22 protein-coding genes and 2 tRNA genes are annotated in these 23,934 nt (G+C 63.4%); 22 read left to right on the forward strand and 2 right to left on the reverse strand.

What is annotated here, in order from left to right:
- Together KF759_RS08020 and KF759_RS08025 are read right to left on the reverse strand one after the other, a co-directional pair.
- The coding region (locus tag KF759_RS08020) for a hypothetical protein (protein ID WP_291224333.1) at nucleotides 1–205 on the reverse strand (205 nt) is incomplete at its 3' end.
- Nucleotides 206–215: 10 nt separating this feature from the next.
- A complete protein-coding gene (locus KF759_RS08025; RefSeq protein WP_291224335.1) occupies nucleotides 216–1,463 on the reverse strand; it encodes a site-specific integrase in 1,248 nt (415 codons plus the stop codon).
- Nucleotides 1,464–1,803: 340 nt separating this feature from the next.
- Between KF759_RS08025 and tpiA the strand changes: the two genes are divergently transcribed.
- The 22 genes from tpiA to rbfA all read left to right on the forward strand — a co-directional run bounded on the left by tpiA (nucleotide 1,804) and on the right by rbfA (nucleotide 23,915).
- Complete coding sequence (gene tpiA / locus KF759_RS08030; protein WP_291224337.1) at nucleotides 1,804–2,553, forward strand: triose-phosphate isomerase; 750 nt, start codon at nucleotides 1,804–1,806, stop codon at nucleotides 2,551–2,553.
- 10 nt (nucleotides 2,554–2,563) lie between these two features.
- On the forward strand, nucleotides 2,564–3,013 hold the full coding sequence (gene secG / locus KF759_RS08035) for a preprotein translocase subunit SecG (RefSeq protein WP_291224338.1): 450 nt from the start codon (nucleotides 2,564–2,566) through the stop codon (nucleotides 3,011–3,013).
- Nucleotides 3,014–3,034: 21 nt separating this feature from the next.
- Nucleotides 3,035–3,119 (forward strand) — tRNA-Leu (locus KF759_RS08040).
- A 121-nt stretch (nucleotides 3,120–3,240) separates the two neighbouring features.
- Nucleotides 3,241–3,597, forward strand: a complete 357-nt coding sequence (locus KF759_RS08045) for an NADH-quinone oxidoreductase subunit A (RefSeq protein WP_291224468.1) — start codon at nucleotides 3,241–3,243, stop codon at nucleotides 3,595–3,597.
- A gap of 40 nt (nucleotides 3,598–3,637) precedes the next feature.
- Entirely contained in the window at nucleotides 3,638–4,192 is a 555-nt protein-coding gene (locus tag KF759_RS08050; protein ID WP_291224340.1) for an NADH-quinone oxidoreductase subunit B, read from the forward strand.
- 12 nt (nucleotides 4,193–4,204) lie between these two features.
- Nucleotides 4,205–4,942 carry an NADH-quinone oxidoreductase subunit C gene (locus tag KF759_RS08055; protein ID WP_291224342.1) on the forward strand — a complete coding sequence of 246 codons (738 nt, stop codon included), beginning with the start codon at nucleotides 4,205–4,207 and terminating at the stop codon, nucleotides 4,940–4,942.
- 3 nt (nucleotides 4,943–4,945) lie between these two features.
- Complete coding sequence (locus tag KF759_RS08060; protein WP_291224344.1) at nucleotides 4,946–6,199, forward strand: NADH-quinone oxidoreductase subunit D; 1,254 nt, start codon at nucleotides 4,946–4,948, stop codon at nucleotides 6,197–6,199.
- Nucleotides 6,196–6,723 (forward strand): NADH-quinone oxidoreductase subunit NuoE, encoded by a 528-nt coding sequence (gene nuoE, locus KF759_RS08065; RefSeq protein WP_291224346.1) that lies wholly within the window; start codon nucleotides 6,196–6,198, stop codon nucleotides 6,721–6,723. Before KF759_RS08060 ends, nuoE begins: the two co-directional genes overlap by 4 nt.
- A 53-nt stretch (nucleotides 6,724–6,776) precedes the next feature.
- Nucleotides 6,777–8,087: an NADH-quinone oxidoreductase subunit NuoF gene (nuoF, locus tag KF759_RS08070; protein ID WP_291224348.1), complete on the forward strand. Its 1,311-nt coding sequence runs from the start codon at nucleotides 6,777–6,779 to the stop codon at nucleotides 8,085–8,087.
- The gene (gene nuoG, locus KF759_RS08075; RefSeq protein ID WP_291224350.1) at nucleotides 8,084–10,429 is read left to right on the forward strand and encodes an NADH-quinone oxidoreductase subunit NuoG; all 2,346 of its coding nucleotides are present in this window, start codon (nucleotides 8,084–8,086) and stop codon (nucleotides 10,427–10,429) included. Before nuoF ends, nuoG begins: the two co-directional genes overlap by 4 nt.
- Before the next feature lie 64 nt (nucleotides 10,430–10,493).
- On the forward strand, nucleotides 10,494–11,510 hold the full coding sequence (nuoH, locus tag KF759_RS08080; RefSeq protein ID WP_291224470.1) for an NADH-quinone oxidoreductase subunit NuoH: 1,017 nt from the start codon (nucleotides 10,494–10,496) through the stop codon (nucleotides 11,508–11,510).
- Nucleotides 11,511–11,520: 10 nt separating this feature from the next.
- Nucleotides 11,521–12,009, forward strand: a complete 489-nt coding sequence (nuoI, locus tag KF759_RS08085; RefSeq protein ID WP_291224351.1) for an NADH-quinone oxidoreductase subunit NuoI — start codon at nucleotides 11,521–11,523, stop codon at nucleotides 12,007–12,009.
- A gap of 16 nt (nucleotides 12,010–12,025) precedes the next feature.
- Nucleotides 12,026–12,655, forward strand: a complete 630-nt coding sequence (locus KF759_RS08090) for an NADH-quinone oxidoreductase subunit J (protein WP_291224353.1) — start codon at nucleotides 12,026–12,028, stop codon at nucleotides 12,653–12,655.
- The gene (nuoK, locus tag KF759_RS08095; protein ID WP_291224355.1) at nucleotides 12,652–12,957 is read left to right on the forward strand and encodes an NADH-quinone oxidoreductase subunit NuoK; all 306 of its coding nucleotides are present in this window, start codon (nucleotides 12,652–12,654) and stop codon (nucleotides 12,955–12,957) included. The genes KF759_RS08090 and nuoK overlap by 4 nt, the downstream gene beginning before the upstream one ends.
- 3 nt (nucleotides 12,958–12,960) lie before the next feature.
- A complete protein-coding gene (gene nuoL, locus KF759_RS08100; protein ID WP_291224357.1) occupies nucleotides 12,961–14,994 on the forward strand; it encodes an NADH-quinone oxidoreductase subunit L in 2,034 nt (677 codons plus the stop codon).
- Between the two features lie 21 nt (nucleotides 14,995–15,015).
- Nucleotides 15,016–16,518, forward strand: coding sequence for an NADH-quinone oxidoreductase subunit M (locus KF759_RS08105; protein ID WP_291224359.1), 1,503 nt, complete (start codon nucleotides 15,016–15,018; stop codon nucleotides 16,516–16,518).
- A 10-nt stretch (nucleotides 16,519–16,528) separates the two neighbouring features.
- Nucleotides 16,529–18,007, forward strand: a complete 1,479-nt coding sequence (gene nuoN, locus KF759_RS08110; RefSeq protein WP_291224361.1) for an NADH-quinone oxidoreductase subunit NuoN — start codon at nucleotides 16,529–16,531, stop codon at nucleotides 18,005–18,007.
- A 102-nt stretch (nucleotides 18,008–18,109) separates the two neighbouring features.
- Nucleotides 18,110–18,186, forward strand: a tRNA-Met gene (locus KF759_RS08115).
- Between the two features lie 263 nt (nucleotides 18,187–18,449).
- Nucleotides 18,450–18,992 carry a ribosome maturation factor RimP gene (rimP, locus tag KF759_RS08120; RefSeq protein ID WP_291224363.1) on the forward strand — a complete coding sequence of 181 codons (543 nt, stop codon included), beginning with the start codon at nucleotides 18,450–18,452 and terminating at the stop codon, nucleotides 18,990–18,992.
- A 224-nt stretch (nucleotides 18,993–19,216) separates the two neighbouring features.
- The gene (nusA, locus tag KF759_RS08125) at nucleotides 19,217–20,710 is read left to right on the forward strand and encodes a transcription termination factor NusA (RefSeq protein WP_291224365.1); all 1,494 of its coding nucleotides are present in this window, start codon (nucleotides 19,217–19,219) and stop codon (nucleotides 20,708–20,710) included.
- A gap of 148 nt (nucleotides 20,711–20,858) precedes the next feature.
- Nucleotides 20,859–23,504, forward strand: coding sequence for a translation initiation factor IF-2 (gene infB, locus KF759_RS08130; protein WP_291224367.1), 2,646 nt, complete (start codon nucleotides 20,859–20,861; stop codon nucleotides 23,502–23,504).
- Nucleotides 23,505–23,570: 66 nt separating this feature from the next.
- Nucleotides 23,571–23,915 carry a 30S ribosome-binding factor RbfA gene (rbfA, locus tag KF759_RS08135; RefSeq protein WP_291224369.1) on the forward strand — a complete coding sequence of 115 codons (345 nt, stop codon included), beginning with the start codon at nucleotides 23,571–23,573 and terminating at the stop codon, nucleotides 23,913–23,915.
- Nucleotides 23,916–23,934: the final 19 nt, after the last annotated feature.

Genomic DNA, 23,934 nt, shown 5'->3' on the forward strand with positions numbered 1-23,934 from the left:
TCCAGCGAGCTGGAAGAGAAAGGCATTCTTCCAGCAAATCCAACTCGAAAGAGTCATCTCGACTTGCAGCAAGGCGCTCAAGCAATTCCACGACAGGGCCTCTCTCGCTGATGATCCGCTCGAACACGGCGCGATCCCACCAAGATTGCCATCCTGATTGGCCTCCATACGCAGTGATCCAACCGGGAACGGCAACCTTTTTCATACCCCTTCCCTTACGCGACTCGCATCAGCTTAGCCACGGCACTGGCCTTGTGCTCTGGCGCGAGATGCGCGTAGCGAAGCGTCATCTTCAAGTCGGCATGGCCGAGCAGTTCCCGAACGGTGTTGAGGTCTACGCCCGACATGACGAGCCGCGACGCGAAGTGATGCCGAAGATCATGCCAGCGGAAATCCTTCAACTTCGCTGCGGCGGATACGGTCCGCCATGAGGAGTCGATATTGGTCATGGGCTTGCCGTCCTTGCCCGGAAAGATGAGTTCATCCGGCCCACCCGGATGCTGTCGCATCCAGCGCGTGACCGCCTCGAATGCTTCGGTATTCAGAGGGACATGCCGAGCCTTCCCGCTCTTCGCGGCGGCTGCACGGACCTTGACTTGCTGCTTCTCCGTGTCGATATCGGCCCTACGCAGCTTGAACATCTCTCCCCGACGAAGCCCCGTGTTGATAGTCAGAAGGACCATAGGCTGGATGTGGTCGGCGTAATCCTCGGCCCCAATGGGAGCCACTGGCTCCAGCCCGCGTTCGATCAGCCACCGACGATGGCTTTCACGGGCCGTCCTTGCTGCATCTTCACGGCCCATGAGAGCTTGCCGAAGGCGCTTCTCCTCATCGTCGCTCAGGTACCGAACGCGGTGATCGTCTTCCACCCTCGCTTGCTTGACCTTTCGCATCGGATGATCGGCCAAATGGTCCCATTCGACGGCTTTGGTCAGGGCTGAACGAAGCGCAGCCATCTCGCGGTTGACCGTGCTTGCCTTGGTGCCGGACTTGAGGCGATTGGACTTCCACTTGTCGAGTTGCCATGCCGTCAGGCTGTCCAGCCGCTTGTCGAGCAGGTCATGGAAGGAATGTCGAAGCCGGGCAAGGGTCATTTCCGCCGTACCAAGATGCGTCCCGGCCCATGGGCCATAGTGTTCTTCAAGGAATTGGCTGAGCGTCGGCTTTCGCTGTTCGCGCTGGCGCTCGCGTTTCGCTTCGTTGGGATCGATGCCGCGTGCCACGTCACCCAACACCTTCTTCGCCTCGTCTCGGGCTTGGGTCGGCGTCAGCGGCGGAGTGCGACCGATGGCGTAGCGATTCTTGCAACCGTTCCCGCGCAGCCGGTAGACGCACAGGAAGGTCTTGGTGCCGGAGGGATGGACCCGGAGTTGAAACCCGCGCAGGTCCGTGTCGTTGACATCGTAGGGACGCTCGGCCGGCTGCAATGCGGCGACAAGCTGAGCGGTGATCTTGGCTTTCATGGATGAAGTCCTCTCCTGAATGACGGAAGAGGCTTCATCCCGTTGCGTGGTCCACCTGTGGTCCAATTTGAGGGCACGGGGGCGAATCGTCAAGCACAATCCTGCACCTGCTGCCTTTCCTATCTGTCTGATATAGAAAGGAAGAGAGGTGCTTCCATGTGCCTGATCGCGCCTTGGTGTGTTAGCCTTGGAGGCATTCACACGGCAAGGGTCGCAGGTTCGATCCCTGCACCGCCCACCAATTCCGAGGCTCGCGACTGCAATTGGCCAGACAGCCGGTTGAGCGACCGGCGGCTGCGCGGCTATGCTTGCGCGCCTTCAGATCCGAGACTTTTCGAACATGCGCCGACCGTTGGTAGCCGGAAACTGGAAGATGCACGGCTCGCGCGCGATGGCGGCCGATTTGGTTGCGGCGATTGCAGCGGCGCCCGCGGTGCGCGCCGAAGTGGCGATCCTGCCGCCGTTTCCCTATCTGACGAGTCTGATCGCAAGCAACCAGGGCAATGGCCTGTCCTTCGGTGCGCAGGACGTTTCCGCGCATGCCTCGGGCGCATTCACCGGCGAGGTGTCCGCGACGATGCTCAAGGACATCGGCTGCAGCTACGTGCTGGTCGGTCATTCCGAACGACGCCAATATCACGCCGAAAGCGACGAATTGGTTGCCGCCAAGTTCGCTGCTGCGCAGGATGCCGGTCTGGTCCCGGTGTTGTGTGTGGGCGAAGTGCTCGCCGAGCGCGAGGCGGGCAGCATGTTCGAGGTGGTGGGGCGCCAACTTCAAACGGTGATCGATCGCGTTGGCGTGCCCGCGTTCGCGCGCGCGGTGGTGGCCTACGAGCCGGTATGGGCGATCGGCACCGGGCGCACCGCGACGCCCGATCAGGCGCAGGAAATCCACGCCTTCATGCGTGACACATTCGCGCGTCTGGATGCTACAATCGCCGACTCGCTGCGGCTCCTGTATGGGGGCAGCGTGAAGCCCGCCAACGCGGCCGAGCTGTTCGGACAGCGCGACGTGGATGGCGGATTGATCGGTGGTGCATCCTTGTCGGCTGCGGAGTTCCGCGCCATTTGCGCCGCTGCGGATTCGTGAAGAGCGTTCGATGCTTCTGATCATTGCCAACATTCTCTACGTGCTGACGGCAATCGCGATGACCGTCCTCATCCTCCTGCAACGTGGTGCGGGGGCGAATGCGGGCTCGGGATTCGGCGGTGGCGCGTCGGCAACCGTCTTCGGTGCGCGCGGTTCGGCAAATTTCTTGTCGCGCAGCACGGCGGTTCTGGCCGGTTTGTTCTTCCTGCTCAGCCTCGGCATGGGCATGTACGTGAGTCGCACGGCGGGCGATCGCCCGAGCAGTGGCGATCTCGGTGTGATGGCTGGCGTTTCCACGCCGGCAGCTCCGGCCAGCGCGCCGGCGGCAACGGGCGATGTGCCCGCGGCCGCCGCGGCGCCGGTAGCGGACAAGCCGGCAGCCGAGGCGGCCCCCGCAAGTGCGGGTGACAAGCCGGCGGCGGCGCCAGTACCAGCGGAGACGCCTGCACCGAAAAAGTAGGAAGGACGGAAAGTTGGCAGTGCCCAGGTGGCGGAATTGGTAGACGCACTACCTTGAGGTGGTAGCGGGGAGACCCGTGGAGGTTCGAGTCCTCTCTTGGGCACCACTCGATGCGTGCGGTTGGCGTGGGGCAAATCCCCGCGCCAGCCGCCACGGATCATTCTTTACCGTCGTCGTGCCGGCAACGCCGTCACGATCGCTGATGCGCTTGCGGCGCGGAGGTGTCTGTGTTGGCCGAGTACTATCCGGTACTGCTGTTCCTCGGCGTTTCCGCGATCATCGGCATTGCGCTGATCGTCATCGGTTTCGTGCTCGGACCGCGCCGACCTGATGCCGAAAAGTCGGCAGCCTACGAATGCGGGTTCACTGCATTCGAGGACTCGCGCATGCGCTTCGACGTGCGCTACTACCTGTTCGCGATCCTGTTCATCATCTTCGACCTGGAAATCGCCTTCGTCTATCCGTGGGCGACGGTGTTCAGTTCGCTTGGCCTGTTCGGCCTGGTCGAAATGGGCTTGTTCCTGTCGCTGCTGGTGATCGGCTTCGTCTATGCCTGGAAGAAGGGAGCGCTCGAATGGGAATGACCCGTCCCGCAGCCTTCATCGGGTTCGTCAGGAGCCACGCATGAGCATCGTCTCCCGCATCAGCGAATCGATGCACAACCCGGCGCCGGTCAATGTCGTCGACGACATCCTGCGCACCGATGATGACAATCCGCTGATCCAGCGTGGATTCGTCACCGCCAGCCTCGACGATCTCATCAACTGGGCGCGTACCGGCTCGATGTGGCCGGTCACGTTCGGCCTGGCCTGCTGCGCGGTCGAGATGATGCATGCAGGCGCTGCGCGACTGGATCTGGATCGCCACGGCGTGATTTTCCGCCCGAGTCCGCGCCAGAGCGACGTGATGATCGTCGCCGGCACCCTGGTCAACAAGATGGCACCGGCCTTGCGCAAGGTCTACGACCAGATGCCCGAACCCAAGTGGGTGATCTCGATGGGCAGCTGTGCCAATGGTGGCGGCTATTACCACTATTCCTACGCGGTGGTGCGCGGCTGTGATCGCATCGTGCCGGTCGACATCTACGTGCCGGGCTGTCCGCCGACGGCCGAGGCGCTGATCCACGGCATTCTGCAGTTGCAGAAGAAGATCCGCCGTACCAACACGATTGCGCGCTGACGGAGTTCGGGCATGAGCGAAGCAAGTGCAACGATGTCGGCCTTTGCGCAACTGCTGCAGGCGAAGCTGGGTGCCCGGCTGGTGCGTATCGCGGAAGCGCGCGGTGAGACCGCGATCGAAGTCCTGCCTGAAAACTGGGTCGAAGTGGCGCGCCTTTTGCGCGACGACGCCGATCTGCATTTCGAACTGGCGATGGATCTGTGCGGCGTCGACTATCTTTCCTGGGGCGATGTCGAGTGGGATACGCTCGACGTGACCTCGGGCGGTTTTTCGCGCGGTGTCGAAGGCGAAACCGTCGGCCGTTTCAGCTGGGCCAATCGCCCGCACCCGGCGCACATTCCCAATCGTTTCGGCGTGGTCGTGCAACTGCTTTCGCTCAAGTACAACCGTCGCCTGTGCCTGCGTACCCATTGCGCCGACGATGAGCTGCCGCTGCTGGCTTCGCTCACACCGGTATGGCCCGGTCTCGATTGGTTCGAGCGCGAGGCCTTCGATCTCTACGGCATCGTCTTCGAGGGTCATCCGGATCTGCGCCGCATCCTCACCGATTACGGGTTCGTCGGTCACCCGTTCCGCAAGGACTTCCCGTTGATCGGCAATGTCGAAGTTCGCTACGACCCCGCCAAGAAGCGCGTGGTCTACGAACCGGTGACCTCCGTCGAACCCCGAGTGCTGGTTCCGCGCACCCTGCGTGACGACTCGCGTTACCAGCAAGCGCAGGCCGAAGAGAAGGCGCGAGGCGGAAAATAAGCCATGCAGGAAATCAAAAGCTACACGATGAACTTCGGCCCGCAGCACCCGGCAGCGCATGGCGTACTGCGTCTGGTGCTTGAGCTCGATGGAGAAACGGTGGTGCGTGCCGACCCGCACGTCGGCCTGCTGCATCGCGCCACCGAAAAGCTGGCCGAATCCAAACCGTTCAACCAGTCGATCGGCTACATGGATCGGCTCGACTACGTGTCGATGATGTGCAACGAACACGCCTACGTGCGTGCCATCGAAAACCTGCTGGGTATCGAAGTTCCCGATCGAGCGCAGTGGATCCGCACCCTGTTCGACGAAATCACGCGCATCCTCAACCACCTCATGTGGTTGGGGTCCAATGGTCTCGATCTCGGCGCGATGGCGCTGTTCCTGTATGCGTTCCGCGACCGTGAAGAGCTGATGGATTGCTACGAGGCGGTCAGCGGTGCACGCATGCATGCGACCTATTACCGCCCGGGCGGCGTCTACCGCGACCTGCCCGAGCAGATGCCGCGCTACAACGAATCGAAGTGGCGCAAGGGCAAGGATCTGGCGCGCCTGAACGAGTGGCGTGGCGGTTCGATGCTCGACTTCCTCGATGCGTTCTGCGCCGACTTCCCGCGGCGTGTCGACGAATACGAAGTGCTGCTCACCGAGAACCGCATCTGGAAGCAGCGCACCGTCGACATCGGCATTGTTTCACCCGAGATGGCGCTGGCCTGGGGCATGTCGGGTCCGATGCTGCGTGGTTCGGGCATTGAATGGGATCTGCGCAAGAAGCAGCCCTACGCCAAGTATGCGGAAGTGGATTTCGACATTCCGGTCGGCGTGCGTGGCGACTGCTACGATCGCTATCTCGTTCGCATCGAGGAGATGCGCCAGTCAAACCGCATCATCAAGCAGTGCGTGGACTGGCTGCGCAAGAATCCAGGTCCGGTGATTGCGCGCAACTTCAAGGTGGCACCGCCCTCGCGCGTGGAAATGAAGCGCGACATGGAAGCGCTGATCCACCACTTCAAGCTGTTTTCCGAGGGCTACACGGTGCCGGCCGGTGATACCTACGCTGCGGTCGAGGCGCCCAAGGGTGAGTTCGGCGTGTACCTGGTGTCCGACGGCGCCAACAAGCCATTTCGACTCCACTGTCGGGCACCGAGTTTTGCCCATCTGTCGTCGATGGACACGATCGTGCGTGGTCACATGCTGCCCGACGTAGTGGCGATGATCGGTACCTATGACGTGGTGTTTGGCGAGGTCGATCGATGAAAGCCACCGGCAACTACGAATTGGTCAAGGACGTCGATCCGCTGGTCGCGCTCAACGCCGATACCCGCGCGCACATCGACCACTGGGCCGCCAAGTTTCCGACCGACCGCAAGCGCTCGGCGCTGATCCAGGGCCTGTGGGCTGCGCAAGAGCAGAACGGCGGCCATCTCGACGACGCGCTGATTACCGCGGTCACCAAGTATCTCGGCCTGCCGCCGGTATGGGGTTACGAAGTGGCGACGTTCTACTCGATGTTCGAGACCCGGCCGGTCGCGCGCCACAACGTCGCGATCTGCACCAACATCTCGTGCTGGCTCAATGGCGCCGAGGACATCGTGCGTCACTGCGAGCGCAAGTACGGCATCAAGCTCGGTGAGAGCAGCGCCGATGGCCGCATCTATCTCAAGCGTGAAGAGGAGTGTCTGGCCGCCTGCTGCGGCGCGCCGATGATGGTCGTCGATGGCCACTACCACGAGAAGCTGTCCATCACCAAGGTGGACCAGATCCTCGATGCGCTGAAATAGCGCAGCCAGGCGGCAATTCGCAACCAGCCCTTCAGATTCCGGTTCAGATCCCCATGGCATACGGTCCCGCACCCCAGGAACACCAGGTCGTCTACACCACCCTGCATCTCGAGCGGCCGTGGTCGATGGACAGCTACGCCAGCACCGGCGGCTGGGAAGCGTGGAAGAAGATCCTCGCCGAAAAGCCCGATCCGGCCTCGATCATCGAAGAGGTCAAGAAGAGCGGGCTGCGCGGACGCGGTGGCGCGGGCTTTCCGACCGGCTTGAAGTGGTCGTTCATGCCCAAGGGTGACATGCAGAAATACATCCTCTGCAATTCGGACGAATCCGAGCCGGGTACCTGCAAGGACCGCGACATCCTGCGATTCAATCCGCATGCGGTGCTCGAAGGCCTGGCGATCGCCTGCTATGCCACCGGCACGCGCACGGCCTACAACTATCTGCGCGGCGAGTTCCATCAGGAGCCGTTCGAGCATGTCGAGGAAGCGCTGCGCGAGGCTTATGCCGCCGGACTGCTCGGCAAGAACATCAAGGGCTCGGGCATCGACGTCGACATCCACAATGCGCTGGGCGCCGGCGCCTACATCTGCGGCGAGGAAACCGCGCTGATGGAATCGCTCGAAGGCAAGAAGGGCCTGCCGCGCTTCAAGCCGCCGTTCCCGGCCAACTTCGGCCTGTACGGCAAGCCGACCACGATCAACAACACCGAAACCTATGCCTCGGTGCCGACGATCCTGCGCAAGGGCGCGGAGTGGTTCGCGGCGCAGGGCAAGCCCAACAACGGCGGACCGAAGGTCTTTTCGGTATCCGGTCACGTCAACAAGCCGGGCAACTACGAAATCAAGCTCGGCACGCCCTTCACGCAGCTGCTGGAGATGGCCGGCGGCGTGCGCAACGGGCACAAGCTCAAGGCGGTGATCCCGGGTGGCTCGTCGATGCCGGTGCTGCCGGGCGAAACCATGCTCGGACTCACCATGGACTACGACGCGATCCAGAAGGCCGGCTCGGGCCTGGGCTCGGGCGCGGTGATCGTGATGGACGAAACCACCTGCATGGTGCGCGCGTGCCAGCGCATCAGCCGCTTCTACATGAAGGAAAGCTGCGGCCAGTGCACGCCGTGCCGCGAAGGCACCGGCTGGATGTATCGCATGCTCACGCGCATCGTCGAAGGCAAGGCTGAACTGGGTGACCTGGACACGCTCAAGGCGGTGGCCGGACAAATCGAAGGGCACACCATTTGCGCGTTTGGCGAGGCCGCGGCATGGCCGGTGCAGGGCATGCTGCGCCACTATTTCCACGAGTTCGAATACTTCATCAGGAACGGCCGTTCGATCGTCGGCGCGCCGGCGGAGGCAGTGGCATGAGCGCACAGCCCGCAGCACCCGGCGTGCCGCCGGATCACGTCAGCATCGAGATCAACGGACAGGCCCTGACCGCGCCGAAGAACTCGATGATCATCGAGGCCGCCGACAAGGCTGGCATCGCGATTCCGCGCTTCTGCTACCACAAGAAGCTGCCGATCGCCGCGAACTGCCGCGAGTGCATGGTCGAGGTGGAGATGGGCGGACGCATCATGCCCAAGCCCGCGCCCGCCTGCGCGACGCCGGTTGCCGACGGCATGAAGATCTGGACGCAATCCGCACGGGCGCTGGCTGGCCAGCGCAACGCGCTCGAGTTCCTTCTGATCAATCACCCGATGGATTGCCCGATCTGCGATCAGGGCGGCGAATGTGAACTGCAGGATGTGGCGATGGGCTATGGCCGTTCGGTGAGCCGCTTCGTCGAACGCAAGCGCACCGTACCCGACGAGGATCTCGGTCCGCTGGTCGCCACCGAGATGACCCGCTGCATCCATTGCACGCGCTGCATCCGCGTGATGGCCGAAGTCGCCGGCACCCACGAACTGGGCGGCATGGAGCGCGGCGAGCGCCTGCAGATCGGCACCTATGTCGGCAAGCCCTTGATGAGTGAGCTCTCGGGCAACGTCATCGACGTGTGCCCGGTCGGCGCGCTCACCAACAAGCCATTCCGCTTCAAGGCGCGCGCCTGGGAACTGATCGCGCGTGAAGGCATCGGCTATCACGACGCACTCGGTGCCAACCTCTGGCTGCACACGCGGCGCGGCGAAGTGCTGCGCACGGTGCCGCGCGAGAACGAGGCGATCAATGAGTGTTGGGCATCCGATCGCGATCGCTGGAGCCATGAAGGCCTGTATGCCTCCGATCGCGCGACCCGGCCGATGATTCGCAAGAACGGCGAACTGGTCGCGGTGGGCTGGGACGAGGCAATCGCCTTCGTTGCCGACGGCCTGCGCCGGGCCAACGGCGAGCTGGGCGCCCTGGTCGCGCCGTTGGCCTCCAACGAGGAAGGTCATCTGCTTTCGCGCATCGTGCATGGCCTGGGCAGCGATGCAATCGACCATCGCTTGCGCACCCAGGACTTCGCCGACGCCCCATTCGCGCAGCCGTTCGAAATGCCGGTGGCGCAGATCGAGAAGGCACGCCTGGTTCTCCTGATCGGCTGCAATCCGCGCCACGAAATGCCGCTGCTGCATCATCGCCTGCGCAAGGCGTGGAAAGCCGGCGCGAAAATCCACGCAATCAATCCGCTGGATTTCGAGTTCACCTTCGAACTTGCAGGCAAGCAGTTGCTGGCGCCGCAGGCAATGGCCGCGCGCCTGCTCGATCTGGCCAAGGCAGCCAACGATCTTGGCCATCTGCCGCAGTCCTCGGCCTTGGCGAAGTCGATCGAGGGGCGCAGCGTCGACGCCGCCAGTGTTGAACTGGCCAAGGCCTTTGCAGCGGCCGGCAGTGACGCCGTGGTGCTGCTTGGCGAGACCGCGCTCAACCACCCGCAGGCTTCGATCCTGCGCGCCGCGGCGCATTTTTTCGCCAAGGCGACCGGCGCAAGTTGCAACGAAATTCCCGCAGGCGCCAACGCCATCGGACTTGCCCGTGCCGGCGCGCAGACGCGAGCGGGCGGCCGTGACGCCGCGTCGATGCTCGCGCGTCCGCCCAAGACGCTCGTCGTCTATCAGGCCGGTTCGCAGGACGCCAGTTCGCCGGCAGCCTTCGACGCCGCCCGCAGCGGCGCGCAGTTCTGCGTCTACATCGGCGCCTATGCCTGCAATGGCGTGCAGCGCACCGCGCACGCGGTGCTGCCGATCGGCCTGCCGCCCGAGGTTGACGGCAGCTACACCAATATCGATGGCATCACGCAGACACTCGCTGCTGGTGCCAAATTGCCCGGTGAGGCCAAGGCCGGTTGGCGCGTGTTGCGCGCGCTCGGTGCAGCGCTTGGCCTGCCGCAGTTCGAGTTCGTCGATTTTGCCGAGCTGCGCGCGCAGATCGCCAAGTCCGATCAAGCGATCGGTGCTGCGACCGGCCGCATGGCCGATGCGCCGGCGGTCGCATCCAGACTCGCGCGTGTCGCCACCACCTCGATCTACCGCGCCGACCAGGTGTTGCGTCGCGCGCCCGCGCTGCAGGCCCATCCGCTCACGCGAGCGGCAGCGGTTGTGCTCAATCCACAAGACGCGCTTGCACTGGGTCTCGGCCACGGGACCAGTGCCAACGTCAATGGGGTGGTGCTGCCGGTCGAGATCAGTTCCAGCGTGCCGCCCGGCGCAGCCTGGATCGAAGCAGGACTGGCTGCCACCCGTGCGCTGCCGCCGCATGGCGCAGCCCTCGACATCGCAAAGGCGTGACGACGACATGAACTGGATACTCGACGTCTATCACACCTGCGCAGCGCATTTCCCGACGCTGACGATGGCGATTTCGCTGTTGCTGTTCCCGCTCTTGCCGCTGATCATCGGCGTGGCGATGTACGTGTGGTGGGAGCGCAAGGTGATCGGCTGGATGCACGTGCGCATGGGGCCCAACCAGATCGGTCCGTTCGGACTGGTGCAGACCTTCGCCGACGTGTTCAAGCTGCTGCTCAAGGAAGTGGTCTATCCGCAGAAGGCCAACAAGGCGCTGTTCCTGCTTGCGCCGCTGTGGGCGCTGGTCCCTGCATTCGCCGCCTGGTCGGTGATCCCGATTGCCTCGCACGCGGCCTGGTCGGACGCCAATGCCGGCCTGCTGCTGCTGCTGGCGATGACCTCGATGGGGGTGTACGGCATCATCATCGCCGGCTGGGCCTCGAACTCGCGTTACGCGATGCTGGGCGCGATGCGCTCGGCGGCGCAGGTCGTGTCCTATGAAGTGGCAATGGGCTTTTCGCTGGTCAGCGTACTGATCCTGGCCGGCAGCCTGAATCTCTCCGACATCGTCAACGCGCAGGCCGGCAGCAAGGGTTTCCTCGACTGGTTCGCGGTGCCGCTGCTGCCGATGTTCATCATCTATTTCGTCTCCGGCGTGGCCGAAACCAATCGCTCTCCGTTCGACGTCGCCGAAGGCGAGTCGGAAATCGTTGCAGGCTTCCACGTCGAGTATTCCGGCGCTCCATTCGCGGTGTTCTTCCTCACCGAATACGCGAACATGATCCTCATTTCCTTCCTCGCGCCGATCCTGTTTCTCGGCGGCTGGCTCAGCCCATTGCAGGGCTGGATCACCGCCGACGTGCATTGGACCGTCAATTGGATCTGGATGGGCGGCTGGCCGTGGCTGTTCATCAAGTTCTTCGCCTTCGCCACCGCGTACCTGTGGTTCCGCGCGACGTTCCCGCGCTATCGCTACGACCAGATCATGCGGCTGGGTTGGAAGGTGTTCATTCCGATCACGATCGTGTGGGTCTTCGTTGCCGGCTGCATGAAGTATTTCGGCTGGGTCACGGCGGGCGCCTGAGGCAATGGCAATGAATCGAGTCACTGGCTATTTCAAGAGTCTGATGTTGCTGGAGCTGTGGGCCGGTCTCTGGCTCACGTTCAAGTACCTGTGGCGTCCGAAGTACACGATGCGCTACCCGATGGAGCACATTCCCAAGTCGAATCGCTTCCGTGGCCTGCATGCGTTGCGCCGCTATCCCAACGGCGAAGAGCGCTGCATTGCCTGCAAGTTGTGCGAAGCGGTGTGTCCGGCGCTGGCGATCACCATCGACTCGACCCAGCGCGAGGACGGCACGCGCCGTACCACGCGCTACGAAATCGACCTCTTCAAGTGCATTTTCTGCGGCTTCTGCGAAGAGAGTTGCCCGGTCGACTCGATCGTGGAGACCGCAATCCATGAATACCACTTCGAGAAGCGCGGCGAGAACGTGATCGACAAGCAGCAGTTGCTGGCGATCGGTGACCGCTTCGAGAAGGACATTGCCGCTGCGCGTGCGCAGGACGCGGCTTTCCGCTGACGACGAGAGCGAACGCATGACATTCCCGCTCATCTGCTTTTACCTGTTCGCGGCAGCCACCACGCTGGCGGCGCTCGCGGTCATCCTGGTGCGCAATCCCGTGCATGCGGCGTTGTGCCTGGTGCTGACCTTCTTCTCGGCGGCCTGCACCTGGTTGCTGGCCGATGCCGAATTCCTTGCCATCGTGCTGGTACTGGTCTACGTCGGCGCGGTGATGGTGCTGTTCCTGTTCGTGGTGATGATGCTCGACGTCGACATCGATCCGCTGCGCGAGGGTTTCATCCGCGCATTGCCGGTCGGTCTGCTGGTGGCGGCGGTGATGCTCGCCGAAATGCTTGCCCTGATCGGCGTACGCGTCATGGACATGCCGGTTACGCCCGATCCGGCGGCGGCTGCCGGCGTGTCCAACACCACCTGGCTGGCAAGCGCGTTGTTTTCGCAATACCTGTTGCCGTTCGAAGTCGCAGCGCTGATCCTCACCGTTGCGATCATCGCCGCGATTCCGCTCACCTTGCGCCATCGCACCGGCGTGCGCATGCAGAATCCGGGCAAGCAGGTGCTGGTACGGCCGCAAGACCGCTTGCGCATCGTCAAGATGGTTGCGACCAAGCCGGCAGCGACCTCCGGGGAGGCCCCCACGCCATGATCACGCTTGCGCACTTCCTCACCCTCGGCGCCGTGCTCTTCTGCATCGCCGTCGCCGGTATCTTCATCAACCGCAAGAACGTCATCACCTTGCTGATGGCGATCGAGTTGATGTTGCTGGCGGTAAACACGAACTTCGTTGCCTTCTCGCGCTTCCTCGGTGATGCCTCCGGTCAGGTATTCGTGTTTTTCATCCTCACCGTGGCCGCCGCCGAGTCGGCGATCGGACTGGCAATCCTGGTCGTGCTGTTCCGCAACCGCGCGACCATCAATGTCGACAAGATCGACAGCATGAAGGGCTGACCGATGATGCTCTCCAAGACCATCCTGCTGCTGGTCGTGCTCGCGCCGCTCGTCGGCGCGCTCATTGCCGGGCTGTTGCGCAACGTGATCGGGCGCGCGGCATCCGCCGGCGTCACCATTGCCGGCGTCGCCCTGTCGTGCGCCTTGTCCTTCTACGTGCTCCACCAGCTGGTTTGGGGCGGCGCGGCCACCTTCAACGAGAATCTCTACACCTGGTATCAGGTAGGTCACTATTCGGCGCACATCGGCTTTCTTGTCGATCGCCTCGCCGCGATGATGATGGTGGTGGTGACGTTCGTGTCGCTGATGGTGCACATCTACACGATCGGCTACATGGCCGAGGATGACGGCTTCTCGCGTTTCTTCAGCTACATCGCGCTGTTCACCTTCTCGATGCTGATGCTGGTGATGAGCAACAACTTCCTGCAGCTGTTCTTCGGCTGGGAAGCGGTGGGTCTGGTGTCGTATCTGTTGATCGGTTTCTGGTTCAAGCGGCCGAGCGCGGTGTTCGCCAACCTCAAGGCCTTCCTCGTCAACCGCGTCGGCGACTTCGGCTTCATCCTCGGCATTGCCGGTGCCTTGCTGTGGTTCGGCTCGCTCGATTACGCGCAGGTGTTTGCCGCCGCGGCCGCGCCGGCCAGCGAAATGCTCAAGGTCGAGATCATTGCCGGTCATCCTTGGTCGGTCGCCACCGTGGTCTGCCTGTGCCTGTTCGTCGGCGCGATGGGCAAATCGGCGCAGGTGCCGCTGCATGTGTGGTTGCCCGATTCGATGGAAGGCCCGACGCCGATCTCCGCGTTGATCCACGCGGCGACGATGGTCACCGCGGGCATTTTCATGGTCGCGCGCATGTCGCCGCTGTACGAACTCAGCGAAACCGCGCTGAGTGTGGTGCTGGTGATCGGTGCGACCACCGCGCTGTTCACCGGCCTGATCGGCATCGTGCAGAACGACATCAAGCGCGTGGTCGCCTATTCGACGCTGTCGCAGCTGGGCTACATGACGGTTGCGCTGGGCGTGTCGGCCTATGCGGGTGGTGTCTATCACCTGATGACGCATGCCTTCTTCAAGGCCCTGTTGTTCCTCGGCGCGGGCTCGGTGATCGTGGCAATGCATCACGAGCAGGACATGCGTCACATGGGCGGCCTGCGCAAGCAGATGCCGATCACTTGGATCACGATGTGGCTGGGGTCGCTGGCGCTGGCCGGCGCACCCGGTTTCGCCGGTTTCTTTTCCAAGGATGCGATCATCGAAGCGGTCGGCGAATCGCACCGTTACGGTGCCGGCTACGCCTATTTTTGCGTGCTCGCGGGCGTGTTCGTGACTGCGCTGTACAGTTTTCGTCTGCTCTACAAGACCTTCCACGGCAAGCCGCGCTATGTCGTCGATGCCCACCATGGTCACGGCCACGATGACCACGGACATCACGCACCGGGCCACCTGGCCCATGCGCCGCACGAAACACCGTGGGTGATCACCCTGCCACTGGTGCTGCTGGCGATCCCTTCGGTGCTGGTTGGCTGGTCGACGATCGGGCCGATGGTGTTCGGCGACTGGTTCGGCAACGCGATCCATGTGCGCGCTGCCAATGACGTGCTTGGCGAACTCACCCACGAGTTCCACGGCGCCTGGGCGATGACCCTGCATGGCTTCAAGCAGCCGCCGTTCTGGATCGCGCTCGCCGGTTTCCTCGTGGCAACCTGGATCTGGTTGTTCAACCCCGGTGTCACGGCGCGCTTCAAGTCCGCGCTCAAGCCGATCTACTCGATGCTGGTCAACAAATACTGGATCGACGAGCTCTATCAGGCCGTATTCGCGCGTGGTGGCATCGCGCTCGGGCGCGGCCTGTGGAAGGGCAGCGATGCCGGTCTCATCGATGGCGTTGCCGTGAATGGTTCGGTGGCGGTGGTCGATCGGGTGTCGATGACCGTGCGCTGGCTGCAATCGGGCTATCTCTACCACTACGCGTTTGCAATGATTCTCGGCCTGATCGCGCTGCTTGGTGGCGTGTGGTGGGTCGCGCATACGGCGCTTTGACCGACAGGGAACTGCACAGACATGCACCTCCTCAGCCTGCTGATCTGGCTACCCATCCTCGGCGCGATCGTCGTGCTGGCGTTCGGCCGCAATGCCGCGACCGCGCGCTGGCTCACGCTCGGCTTTGCCGTGGCCACCTTCCTGCTGTCGCTGCCGCTGTGGACCGGCTATGACGTGACTGCTGCCAACAGCATGCAGTTCGTCGAGAGCCTGCCGTGGATCAGGATGATCCAGTCGAACTACGCGCTCGGCGCCGACGGCATTTCGGTCGCCCTGATCGTGCTGACCAGCTTCACCACGGTGCTGGTGATCATCGGCGCCTGGCGGCCGATCGAAAAGCGCGTATCGCAGTACATGGCGGCGATGCTCGCGCTCGAAGGCATGCTGATCGGCGTGTTCGCAGCTACCGATGCCTTGCTGTTCTACGTGTTCTTCGAGGCCATGCTGATTCCGATGTTCATCCTCATCGGTGTCTGGGGCGGCCCGCGGCGCGTCTACGCGACGCTCAAGTTCTTCATCTACACCTTCCTCGGCTCGATCTTCATGCTGATCGGCCTGATCTACCTGCACCTGAAGACCGGCGAATTCTCGCTCGCTGCCTTCAGTCATGCCAGCCTCGATGCCCGCGAGCAGACCTGGCTGTTCTTCGCCTTCCTCGCCGGCTTCGCGATCAAGGTGCCGATGTTCCCGGTACACACTTGGCTGCCCGATGCCCACGTCGAGGCGCCCACCGGTGGCTCGGTGATCCTGGCTGCGATCATGCTCAAGGTCGGCGGCTATGGTTTCATCCGCTTCTCGTTGCCGATCACGCCCGATGCGAGCCAGGAGTTCGCCTGGGTGGTGATCGCTGCTTCGTTGATCGCGATCATCTACATCGGCTATGTCGCGCTGGTGCAGGAGGACATGAAGAAGCTGATTGCCTATTCATCGGTCGCGCACATGGGTTTTGTCACCCTCGGCATCTTCATTGCGCTGGCGCTGGTGCGCGTCAACGGCAATGCCGACGCCGCGCGGCTCGGGATCCAGGGCGCGATGGTGCAGATGATTTCGCATGGTTTCGTATCCGGTGCGCTGTTCTCGTGCATCGGCGTCATGTACGACCGCCTGCACACGCGCCTGATCCGAGACTACGGTGGCCTCGCCCACGTGATGCCGTGGTTCGGCACCTTCATGGTGCTGTTCGCGATGGCCAACTGCGGCCTGCCGGGTACCTCGGGTTTCGTCGGTGAGTTCATGGTGATCATGGCCTCGTTCCAGACCAGTCCGCCGGTGGCCCTGCTCGCAGCCTTCACCCTGATCATCAGCGCCGCTTACACCCTGTGGCTGGTCAAGCGCATCGTGTTTGGCCCGGTGACGAGCGAGAAGGTCGCCAAGATGCAGGATCTCAACATGCAGGAAGTCATCGTGCTCGGTGCGTTTGCGATCGCGGTACTTGCCCTGGGTGTCTATCCCAAGCCTTTGACCGACCTCATGGAGCCAGCCGTGCTGCAGCTCGTGCAGCAGCTTGGTCTGGTCACGCTGTGAGTCCGACGACATGATCAATATCGCTTTCAACCCGAATGACCTCGTGACCGTGCTGCCCGAGCTGTTCCTGCTCGGCGCCACCTGCGCGATCCTGCTCATCGACCTGTTCCTCAAGCAGGCGCAGCGCAACCTCACCCACGTGCTGTCGCTGCTCGCGCTTGCGGTCACTGCCTGGCTGGTCTGGTCCGGCTCGCCCGCGCAGGCCACGTCCGCATTCAACGGCATGTTCGTGCGCGATGCGGTCGGCACGGTGCTGAAACTGTTCATCCTGCTGACGACCGCGCTGGTCTACGTCTACGGCCGCCTGTACATGCGCGACCGCAAACTGTTCGTCGGCGAGCTGTACCTGCTGCTCTTGTTCGCGACGCTGGGCATGATGTTGTTGGTCTCGGCAGGCAGTCTGGTTACCGTGTATCTGGGCCTGGAGCTGCTGACCCTGAGTTCCTACGCGCTGGTCGCCCTCAACCGCGATTCGGTGATGTCCTCGGAAGCGGCGATCAAGTACTTCGTGCTCGGCGCCCTCGCCTCTGGCTTGCTGCTCTATGGCATGTCGATGTTGTACGGCGCCACCGGCACGCTCGATCTGGCGCAGATCCACGCCGCCGCTGACTTCTCCGTGGGCGGCGCGCATCGCAACCTGCTGGTGTTTGGCCTGGTGTTCCTCGTCGTCGGCATCGCCTTCAAGCTCGGCGCGGTGCCGTTCCACATGTGGTTGCCCGATGTCTATCAGGGTGCGCCGACCGCGATCACGCTGTTCATCGGCACGGCCTCCAAGCTGGCCGCGTTCGGCATGGCATGGCGCCTGCTCGAAGTGGCGATGGGTGGCTTGCACGCGCAATGGACGCTGATGCTGGCGATCCTTGCCGCGATATCGCTCGCGGTCGGCAACGTGGTCGCGATCGCTCAGACCAACCTCAAGCGCATGCTTGCCTATTCGACGATTTCGCACGTCGGTTTCGTGCTGCTCGGCTTCGTCAACGCGACGCCGGCCGGCTACGCCTCGGCGATGTTCTACATGATCTGCTACGCGCTGATGACGGCAGTCGCCTTCGGCGTGATCCTGCTGCTGGCGCGCGCGGGCTTCGAAGCCGAGGAAATCGTCGACTTCAAGGGTCTCAACCAGCGCAATCCATGGTATGCGGGGGTGATGGCGATTGCGATGTTCTCGCTTGCAGGCGTGCCGCCGCTGTTCGGCTTCTTCGCCAAGCTGATGGTGCTCAAGGCCGTCATCGATGCCGGCCAGATGTGGCTGGCGATCGTCGCGATCGTGTTCGCGATCGTTGGCCTGTTCTATTACCTGAACGTGGTCAAGGTGATGTACTTCGACGAGCCGGCCGAAAAGAACGCCTTGCCCTTGCCGGCCGACACCGGCATGCGTTGGGTGCTGTCACTCAATGGTCTGGCCCTGATTGCGCTCGGCATCGGCTGGGGCCCGCTGCTCGACTGGTGCAATCAGGCGCTGCTCGCTTCAAGCCAGTTCGCGCGCTGAACGGCGCGGCATGCCCCGGGCGCCCCAATGGGGCGGCGAACGGTTGCGGGACACGCAGTTGTTGCCTGATCCGCTGTCTAGCGGTTATCCTAGGCGACTCGGTGCGGGGTGGAGCAGTCTGGCAGCTCGTCGGGCTCATAACCCGAAGGTCGCAGGTTCAAATCCTGCCCCCGCTACCAACCGAGCGCCGCACCAGTGTGGCGAGGTCGATGGAAAGGGCCGCGAGATGCGGCTTTTTTCTTGGCCGGACGTGCCCAGGATGGGCGCGGAGCGGGATCATGGAGGGCCCCCGGGGCACAGTGCAGGATGCACGACTGCGAGATGCAGTTCCGCCGATGTTGGATGCGACACAACGGCGAACGACGGAATGGGCCTCGTGCCCATTTTTTGTTGGTGTATTTCGGGTCGATTCCCACGCAACGGCAGGATGTTTCCGGATCGAATGAGCAACGCGCAACTCCAGCAACTGATCGAGCCCTTGATCGCGGATCTGGGGCTGGAACTGGTCGGCATCGAATTCAACAGCGGTGCGGGTGGAGGCTTGCTGCGGGTCTACATCGACGAACCCGAGCGCGGCATCGGCATCGAGGATTGCGAGCGCGCCAGCCGCGAGATTTCCGCGTTGCTCGACGTCAACGATCCGATCGCCGGCCGATACACGCTCGAAGTGTCCTCACCGGGCCTCGAACGCCCGCTGTTCACGCTCGAGCACTACCGGCGCTTCGCCGGCGAGCAGGTCAAGATCACGGTGAGCCTGCCGCTCGATGGCAGGCGCCGTTTCCAGGGCGTGCTTCTCGGCGTCGAGGGCGATCACATCAATCTCGATCAGGACGGCAAGACGGTGGCGATCGCACACGCCAATGTCGCCAAGGCGCATCTGGTGCCCGACTACGCAGCCCTCGGTTTGGGCGCGGCCAAGCCGGGCAAGGCGGAGCGGCCTGCAAAGCCCGTGCAGCCGACCCGCAAGGACAAGCGCAAGAGTTGAGATCGGGCGCGTCGACGGCATGTCGATGCGTGACATGAAACGCTGTCGCCATGCGCCTCGCGCCGGTTGCGGCGAAATGAAGTTCCCGCCGATGGAGCGGCGTGCAGCTGCAGTTGGCATGGACGTGAATTTGGATTGAGCGGTGCGCCGGGACTCGTTCCGGCCAGTGGAATCGGATCAACGCAAGGCATTCGGGATTGAAACGGGTCCCGATGGAGCAAAGCATGAGCAAAGAACTGCTGATGGTCGTCGATGCGGTCGCCAACGAAAAAGGCGTTTCGCGCGGCGTCATTTTCGAAGCGATGGAAGCGGCTCTCGCTTCCGCGGCCAAGCGCCGCTATGTCGATGAAGACGCCTCCGTGCGTGTCAGCATCGACCGCGAGAGTGGCGAATACGAAACGTTCCGACGCTGGGAAGTCGTCGCCGATGACGTCGTCATGGAGTCGCCGGATCGTCAGTTGCGTCTGATGGATGCCGTCGACGAGGTACCCGACATCGAGGTCGGCGCCTGGATCGAGGAACAGATCGAGAATCCCGATTTCGGCCGAATCTCGGCCCAGGCCGCCAAGCAGGTGATCGTGCAGCGTGTGCGCGAAGCCGAACGCGCGCTGATCGTGGATGCCTACAAGGATCGCGTCGGGGAACTCATCACCGGCATCGTCAAGCGCGTCGAGCGTGGCAGCATCTATCTCGATCTGGGCGGCAATGCCGAAGCCTTCGTGCCGCGTGATCGCAGCATCCCGCGCGAGCCGGTGCGCACCGGCGACCGTCTGCGTGGCTACCTCTACGAAGTCAAGTCCGAGCCACGCGGCCCGCAGTTGTTTGTCTCGCGCACCGCGCCCGAGTTGATGATCGAGCTGTTCAAGCTGGAAGTTCCGGAAGTCGGTCAGGGTCTGGTCGAGATCAAGGCCTGTGCGCGTGATCCGGGCGATCGCGCCAAGATCGCCGTCATCGCACACGACCAGCGCACCGATCCGATCGGCGCCTGCATCGGCATGCGTGGTTCGCGCGTGCAGGCGGTATCCAACGAGCTCAACGGCGAGCGCATCGACATCGTGCTGTGGAACGACAATCCTGCGCAGTTCGTCATCAATGCGATGGCACCGGCCGAAGTGCAGTCGATCATCGTCGACGAGGAAAAGCACTCGATGGACATTGCCGTCGCCGAAGACAAACTGTCGCAGGCCATTGGCCGTGGCGGCCAGAATGTTCGTCTGGCGAGCAAGCTCAGTGGCTGGCAGCTCAACGTGATGACCGCCGACCAGGTGCGACAGAAGAGCGAGGCCGAACAGGCCGCCGCGCACCAGTTGTTCATAGACAAGCTCGAAGTCGACGCCGAGATTGCGCAGATTCTCGTGCAGGAAGGTTTCTCCAGTGTCGAGGAAATCGCCTACGTGCCGACTGCCGAATTGCTTGGCATCGAAGGATTCGACGAGGACATCGTCGAGGAATTGCGCGCACGCGCACGCGATGCCTTGCTCACCGAGGCACTCGCGGTCGAAGAGGGCATGGAAGAACACCAGCCGGCCGCGGATCTGCTCGCGGTGGAGGGTATGGATGAGCCGCTGGCCTTCGAACTGGCTTCGCATGGCATCACCACGCGTGAAAACCTCGCCGATCTGGCCACCGATGAGTTCATGGAACTGGGCATCGAAGGAATCGACGAAGAGCAAGCGGCTGGCCTGATCATGGCGGCACGCGCGGCCGCGGATTCATAAGCGCAATGGCGACGCACCTTGCCGCGGCAAGGTGCTTGACGAACGGTGGCATGCAACAGCCATCGCAGCGTCACCGGGCGGCGTCAGTGCGAAGCGCCGCTGCAACAGATTCAAGGCAGGTTCGCACAGGCCACGGAGTACGCAATCGATGTCGGACGTCACCATCAAACAACTGGCCAAGGTGCTCGGCACCCCGGTCGACCGGCTGCTCGCGCAGCTCGGTGAGGCCGGCATGAAATTCTCCGACCCCGATCAGGTCATCAGCAGCACCGAGAAGGTGAAGCTGCTCGGCTTCCTGCGCCGCACGCATGGCAAGAAAGAAGAGGAAGCGCCGGCGGCAGCGCCCGCGTCGCCGCGCCAGATCACGCTCAAGCGCCGCACCGTGAGCGAAATCACCGTGGCGCCGGGCCAGCGTGGTGCTACCGCCAAGACCGTCAACGTCGAAGTCCGCCAGAAGCGCACCTATGTCAAGCGCAGCACGGTCGAAGACAACCAGCCGGTCGATCAGGAACGCGAAGAGGCGCTGCGCAAGCTGGCTGAATCCCAGCTCAAGCGCGAAGCCGAGAGTCAGGCGTTGGCCGAGGCTGACCGCCGTCGACAAGACGAAGACGCACGCATGCGCGCCGCCGAAGATGCGCGCCGCAGCGCCGCCGAGGCTCTGGCAGCCGAAGAAGAAGCACGCCGCCAGGCCGAAGAGGCGGCCCGCAACGCTCCGGCGGAAGCGGCGCCCGAGAAGGCTGCCGCGCCCGCAACCGAGCGCCCGCGTCCGGAGCGTCACCGCGATGCGGGCGCCGGAGCGGGTGCCGGTGCCGGCCCCGGAGACGGCGCGCACCGTCATCGCGTGAAGCATGGTTCGCACCGCATGCAGGATGATGGCGGCAGCGAAGCGGGCGGTGCCCGCTATTTCGGCAATGAGCTGCATCTTTCGCGCGAGGGCGCGGCGCGCCGCACCGGGCGCAAGAAGGTCAAGCCGCGCGTGGTCGAGCCATCGCGCTCGGCAGGCTCGCACGCATTCTCCAAACCGACCGCGCCGGTCGTGCGCGAAGTGGCGGTGGGCGAAACGATCACGGTTGCCGACCTGGCCGCCAAGCTCGCGATCAAGGGCGCCGACGTGGTCAAGGCGCTGTTCAAGATGGGCGTGATGGTCACGATCAATCAGGCGATCGATCACGACACGGCCGTACTGGTTTCCGAGGAACTCGGTCACAAGGTGGTCGCGGCAACCGATACCAGCGCCGAATCGACTTTGATCGCGCGTCAGGCCGCCGACAGCGGCGAGCGCAGCACGCGCCCGCCGGTGGTGACGATCATGGGCCATGTCGACCACGGCAAGACCTCGCTGCTCGACTACATCCGCCGTACCAAGGTGGCGGCGGGCGAAGCCGGGGGCATCACCCAGCACATCGGTGCGTATCACGTGGAGACACCCAAGGGTGTCATCACCTTCCTCGACACGCCCGGCCACGCCGCCTTCAGTTCGATGCGCGCACGCGGCGCGCAGTCGACGGACATCGTGATTCTCGTGGTTGCGGCTGACGATGGCGTGATGCCGCAGACGATCGAAGCGATCAAGCACGCACGCGCGGCCAAGGTGCCGCTGATCGTTGCGATGAACAAGATGGACAAATCCGACGCCAACCCCGAAGCGGTCAAGCAGGGACTGGTTCAGCACGAAGTCGTGCCCGAGGAATGGGGTGGCGACGTGCAAATCGTGCCGCTGTCGGCCAAGACCGGCGCCGGTGTCGACGATCTGCTCGATGCGATTTCGGTGCAGGCCGAGGTGATGGATCTCAGGGCCGTGGCCGAGGGCCGTGCCAGCGGCGCGGTGATCGAATCAAGCCTCGACAAGGGGCGCGGCCCCGTTGCCACCGTGTTGGTGCAGCAAGGTCTGCTCAGCAAGGGCGACTTCCTCGTTTGCGGCGTCGAATATGGACGCGTCCGCGCGCTGTTCAACGAATCCGGCGCGCAGGTGGAATCGGCGGGGCCGTCGATTCCGGTGCAGGTACTCGGTCTGTCGGGCGTGCCGCAGGCGGGCGATGATTTTGTCGTCGTTGCCGATGAGCGTCTGGCCAAGGACGTGGCGCAGCAGCGCCAGACCAAGCGCCGCGAGACGCGCCTGGTCAAGCAGGCCGGCAACCGCATGGAAGACCTCATGGCGCAGATGGGGGAAGGCACCGGCCAACTCGCACTCAACATCGTGGTCAAGGCCGACGTGCAAGGTTCGGCGGAGGCGCTGCGCGAAGCACTCGATGCGATCACCACCGAGAAGATCAAGGTCAACGTGATTTCTGCGGGTGTCGGCGGCATTACCGAATCGGACGCCACGTTGGCGGCAGCGTCCAAGGCCGTCATCATCGGTTTCAACGTGCGCGCCGATGCCTCGGCACGCAAGGTGATCGAGGCGAACGGGCTTGATCTGCGCTATTTCTCGATCATTTACGATGTGATCGATCAGGTGAGGCAGGTCGCCACCGGTTTGCTTGGTACCGAGGTGCGCGAGGAGATCATCGGCATCGCCCAGGTGCGCGACGTGTTCCGCAGTTCCAAGTTCGGCGCCATCGCTGGTTGCATGGTGATCGAAGGTACGGTCAAGCGCAGCAAGCCGATCCGCGTGTTGCGCGACAACACCGTGATTTTCGAAGGTGAGCTCGAATCGCTGCGCCGCTTCAAGGAAAACGTCGACGAAGTGCGCAACGGCACCGAGTGCGGCATTGGCGTCAAGCAGTACAACGACGTCAAGCCGGGCGACCAGATCGAGTGCTTCGAACGCATCGAGGTGGCGCGCACGCTGTAATGCGACGCGGGAAGCGGGTCATGCCGCTTCCCGCTTTCTGCTTCGCCCAACCGGTTTCACCGCACCATGCCCGCCAAGTCATTCAATCGCTCCGACCGTGTTTCCGCCGAACTGCGCCGTGAAGTGGCGCTGCTCGTGCATGCGGCCGTGCGCGAGCATGCCTTGCCTTCGGTGAGCGTTTCCGATGTCGAGGTCACGCGCGACCTCGACGTGGCCACGATCTACGTGACGGCCTTGCTTGGCGATGAAGGCCCGCGCGCGGCCAAGGCGCTCAACGAGCTGGCCAGGGATTTCCGCCGCGAATTGTCGCGCTCGATGAAGCTGCGGCGCGTGCCCGAACTGCGCTTTCGCTATGACGATTCGGTCGACAAGGGCGAGCGCATCGAGGCGCTGCTGCGCGAAAAGCCGTGATCGCGCGGGCGCGATCCTG

The organism is Dokdonella sp., from assembly GCF_019634815.1.
Classification (GTDB): domain Bacteria; phylum Pseudomonadota; class Gammaproteobacteria; order Xanthomonadales; family Rhodanobacteraceae; genus Dokdonella_A.

Bases quoted from the DNA above. Each gene is read 5' to 3' on its own strand.
- KF759_RS08025 (WP_291224335.1), bottom strand. From the start codon at position 1,463: ATGAAAGCCAAGATCACCGCTCAGCTTGTCGCCGCATTGCAGCCGGCC.
- KF759_RS08055 (WP_291224342.1), top strand. From the start codon at position 4,205: ATGAGCGAAGCAAGTGCAACGATGTCGGCCTTTGCGCAACTGCTGCAG.
- nuoG (WP_291224350.1), top strand. From the start codon at position 8,084: ATGAGCGCACAGCCCGCAGCACCCGGCGTGCCGCCGGATCACGTCAGC.
- secG (WP_291224338.1), top strand. From the start codon at position 2,564: ATGCTTCTGATCATTGCCAACATTCTCTACGTGCTGACGGCAATCGCG.
- infB (WP_291224367.1), top strand. From the start codon at position 20,859: ATGTCGGACGTCACCATCAAACAACTGGCCAAGGTGCTCGGCACCCCG.
- nuoH (WP_291224470.1), top strand. From the start codon at position 10,494: ATGGCGATTTCGCTGTTGCTGTTCCCGCTCTTGCCGCTGATCATCGGC.
- nuoF (WP_291224348.1), top strand. From the start codon at position 6,777: ATGGCATACGGTCCCGCACCCCAGGAACACCAGGTCGTCTACACCACC.
- nuoL (WP_291224357.1), top strand. From the start codon at position 12,961: ATGATGCTCTCCAAGACCATCCTGCTGCTGGTCGTGCTCGCGCCGCTC.
- tpiA (WP_291224337.1), top strand. From the start codon at position 1,804: ATGCGCCGACCGTTGGTAGCCGGAAACTGGAAGATGCACGGCTCGCGC.
- nuoE (WP_291224346.1), top strand. From the start codon at position 6,196: ATGAAAGCCACCGGCAACTACGAATTGGTCAAGGACGTCGATCCGCTG.
- KF759_RS08060 (WP_291224344.1), top strand. From the start codon at position 4,946: ATGCAGGAAATCAAAAGCTACACGATGAACTTCGGCCCGCAGCACCCG.
- KF759_RS08050 (WP_291224340.1), top strand. From the start codon at position 3,638: ATGAGCATCGTCTCCCGCATCAGCGAATCGATGCACAACCCGGCGCCG.
- rimP (WP_291224363.1), top strand. From the start codon at position 18,450: ATGAGCAACGCGCAACTCCAGCAACTGATCGAGCCCTTGATCGCGGAT.
- rbfA (WP_291224369.1), top strand. From the start codon at position 23,571: ATGCCCGCCAAGTCATTCAATCGCTCCGACCGTGTTTCCGCCGAACTG.
- nuoN (WP_291224361.1), top strand. From the start codon at position 16,529: ATGATCAATATCGCTTTCAACCCGAATGACCTCGTGACCGTGCTGCCC.
- nusA (WP_291224365.1), top strand. From the start codon at position 19,217: ATGAGCAAAGAACTGCTGATGGTCGTCGATGCGGTCGCCAACGAAAAA.
- nuoI (WP_291224351.1), top strand. From the start codon at position 11,521: ATGAATCGAGTCACTGGCTATTTCAAGAGTCTGATGTTGCTGGAGCTG.
- KF759_RS08105 (WP_291224359.1), top strand. From the start codon at position 15,016: ATGCACCTCCTCAGCCTGCTGATCTGGCTACCCATCCTCGGCGCGATC.
- nuoK (WP_291224355.1), top strand. From the start codon at position 12,652: ATGATCACGCTTGCGCACTTCCTCACCCTCGGCGCCGTGCTCTTCTGC.
- KF759_RS08090 (WP_291224353.1), top strand. From the start codon at position 12,026: ATGACATTCCCGCTCATCTGCTTTTACCTGTTCGCGGCAGCCACCACG.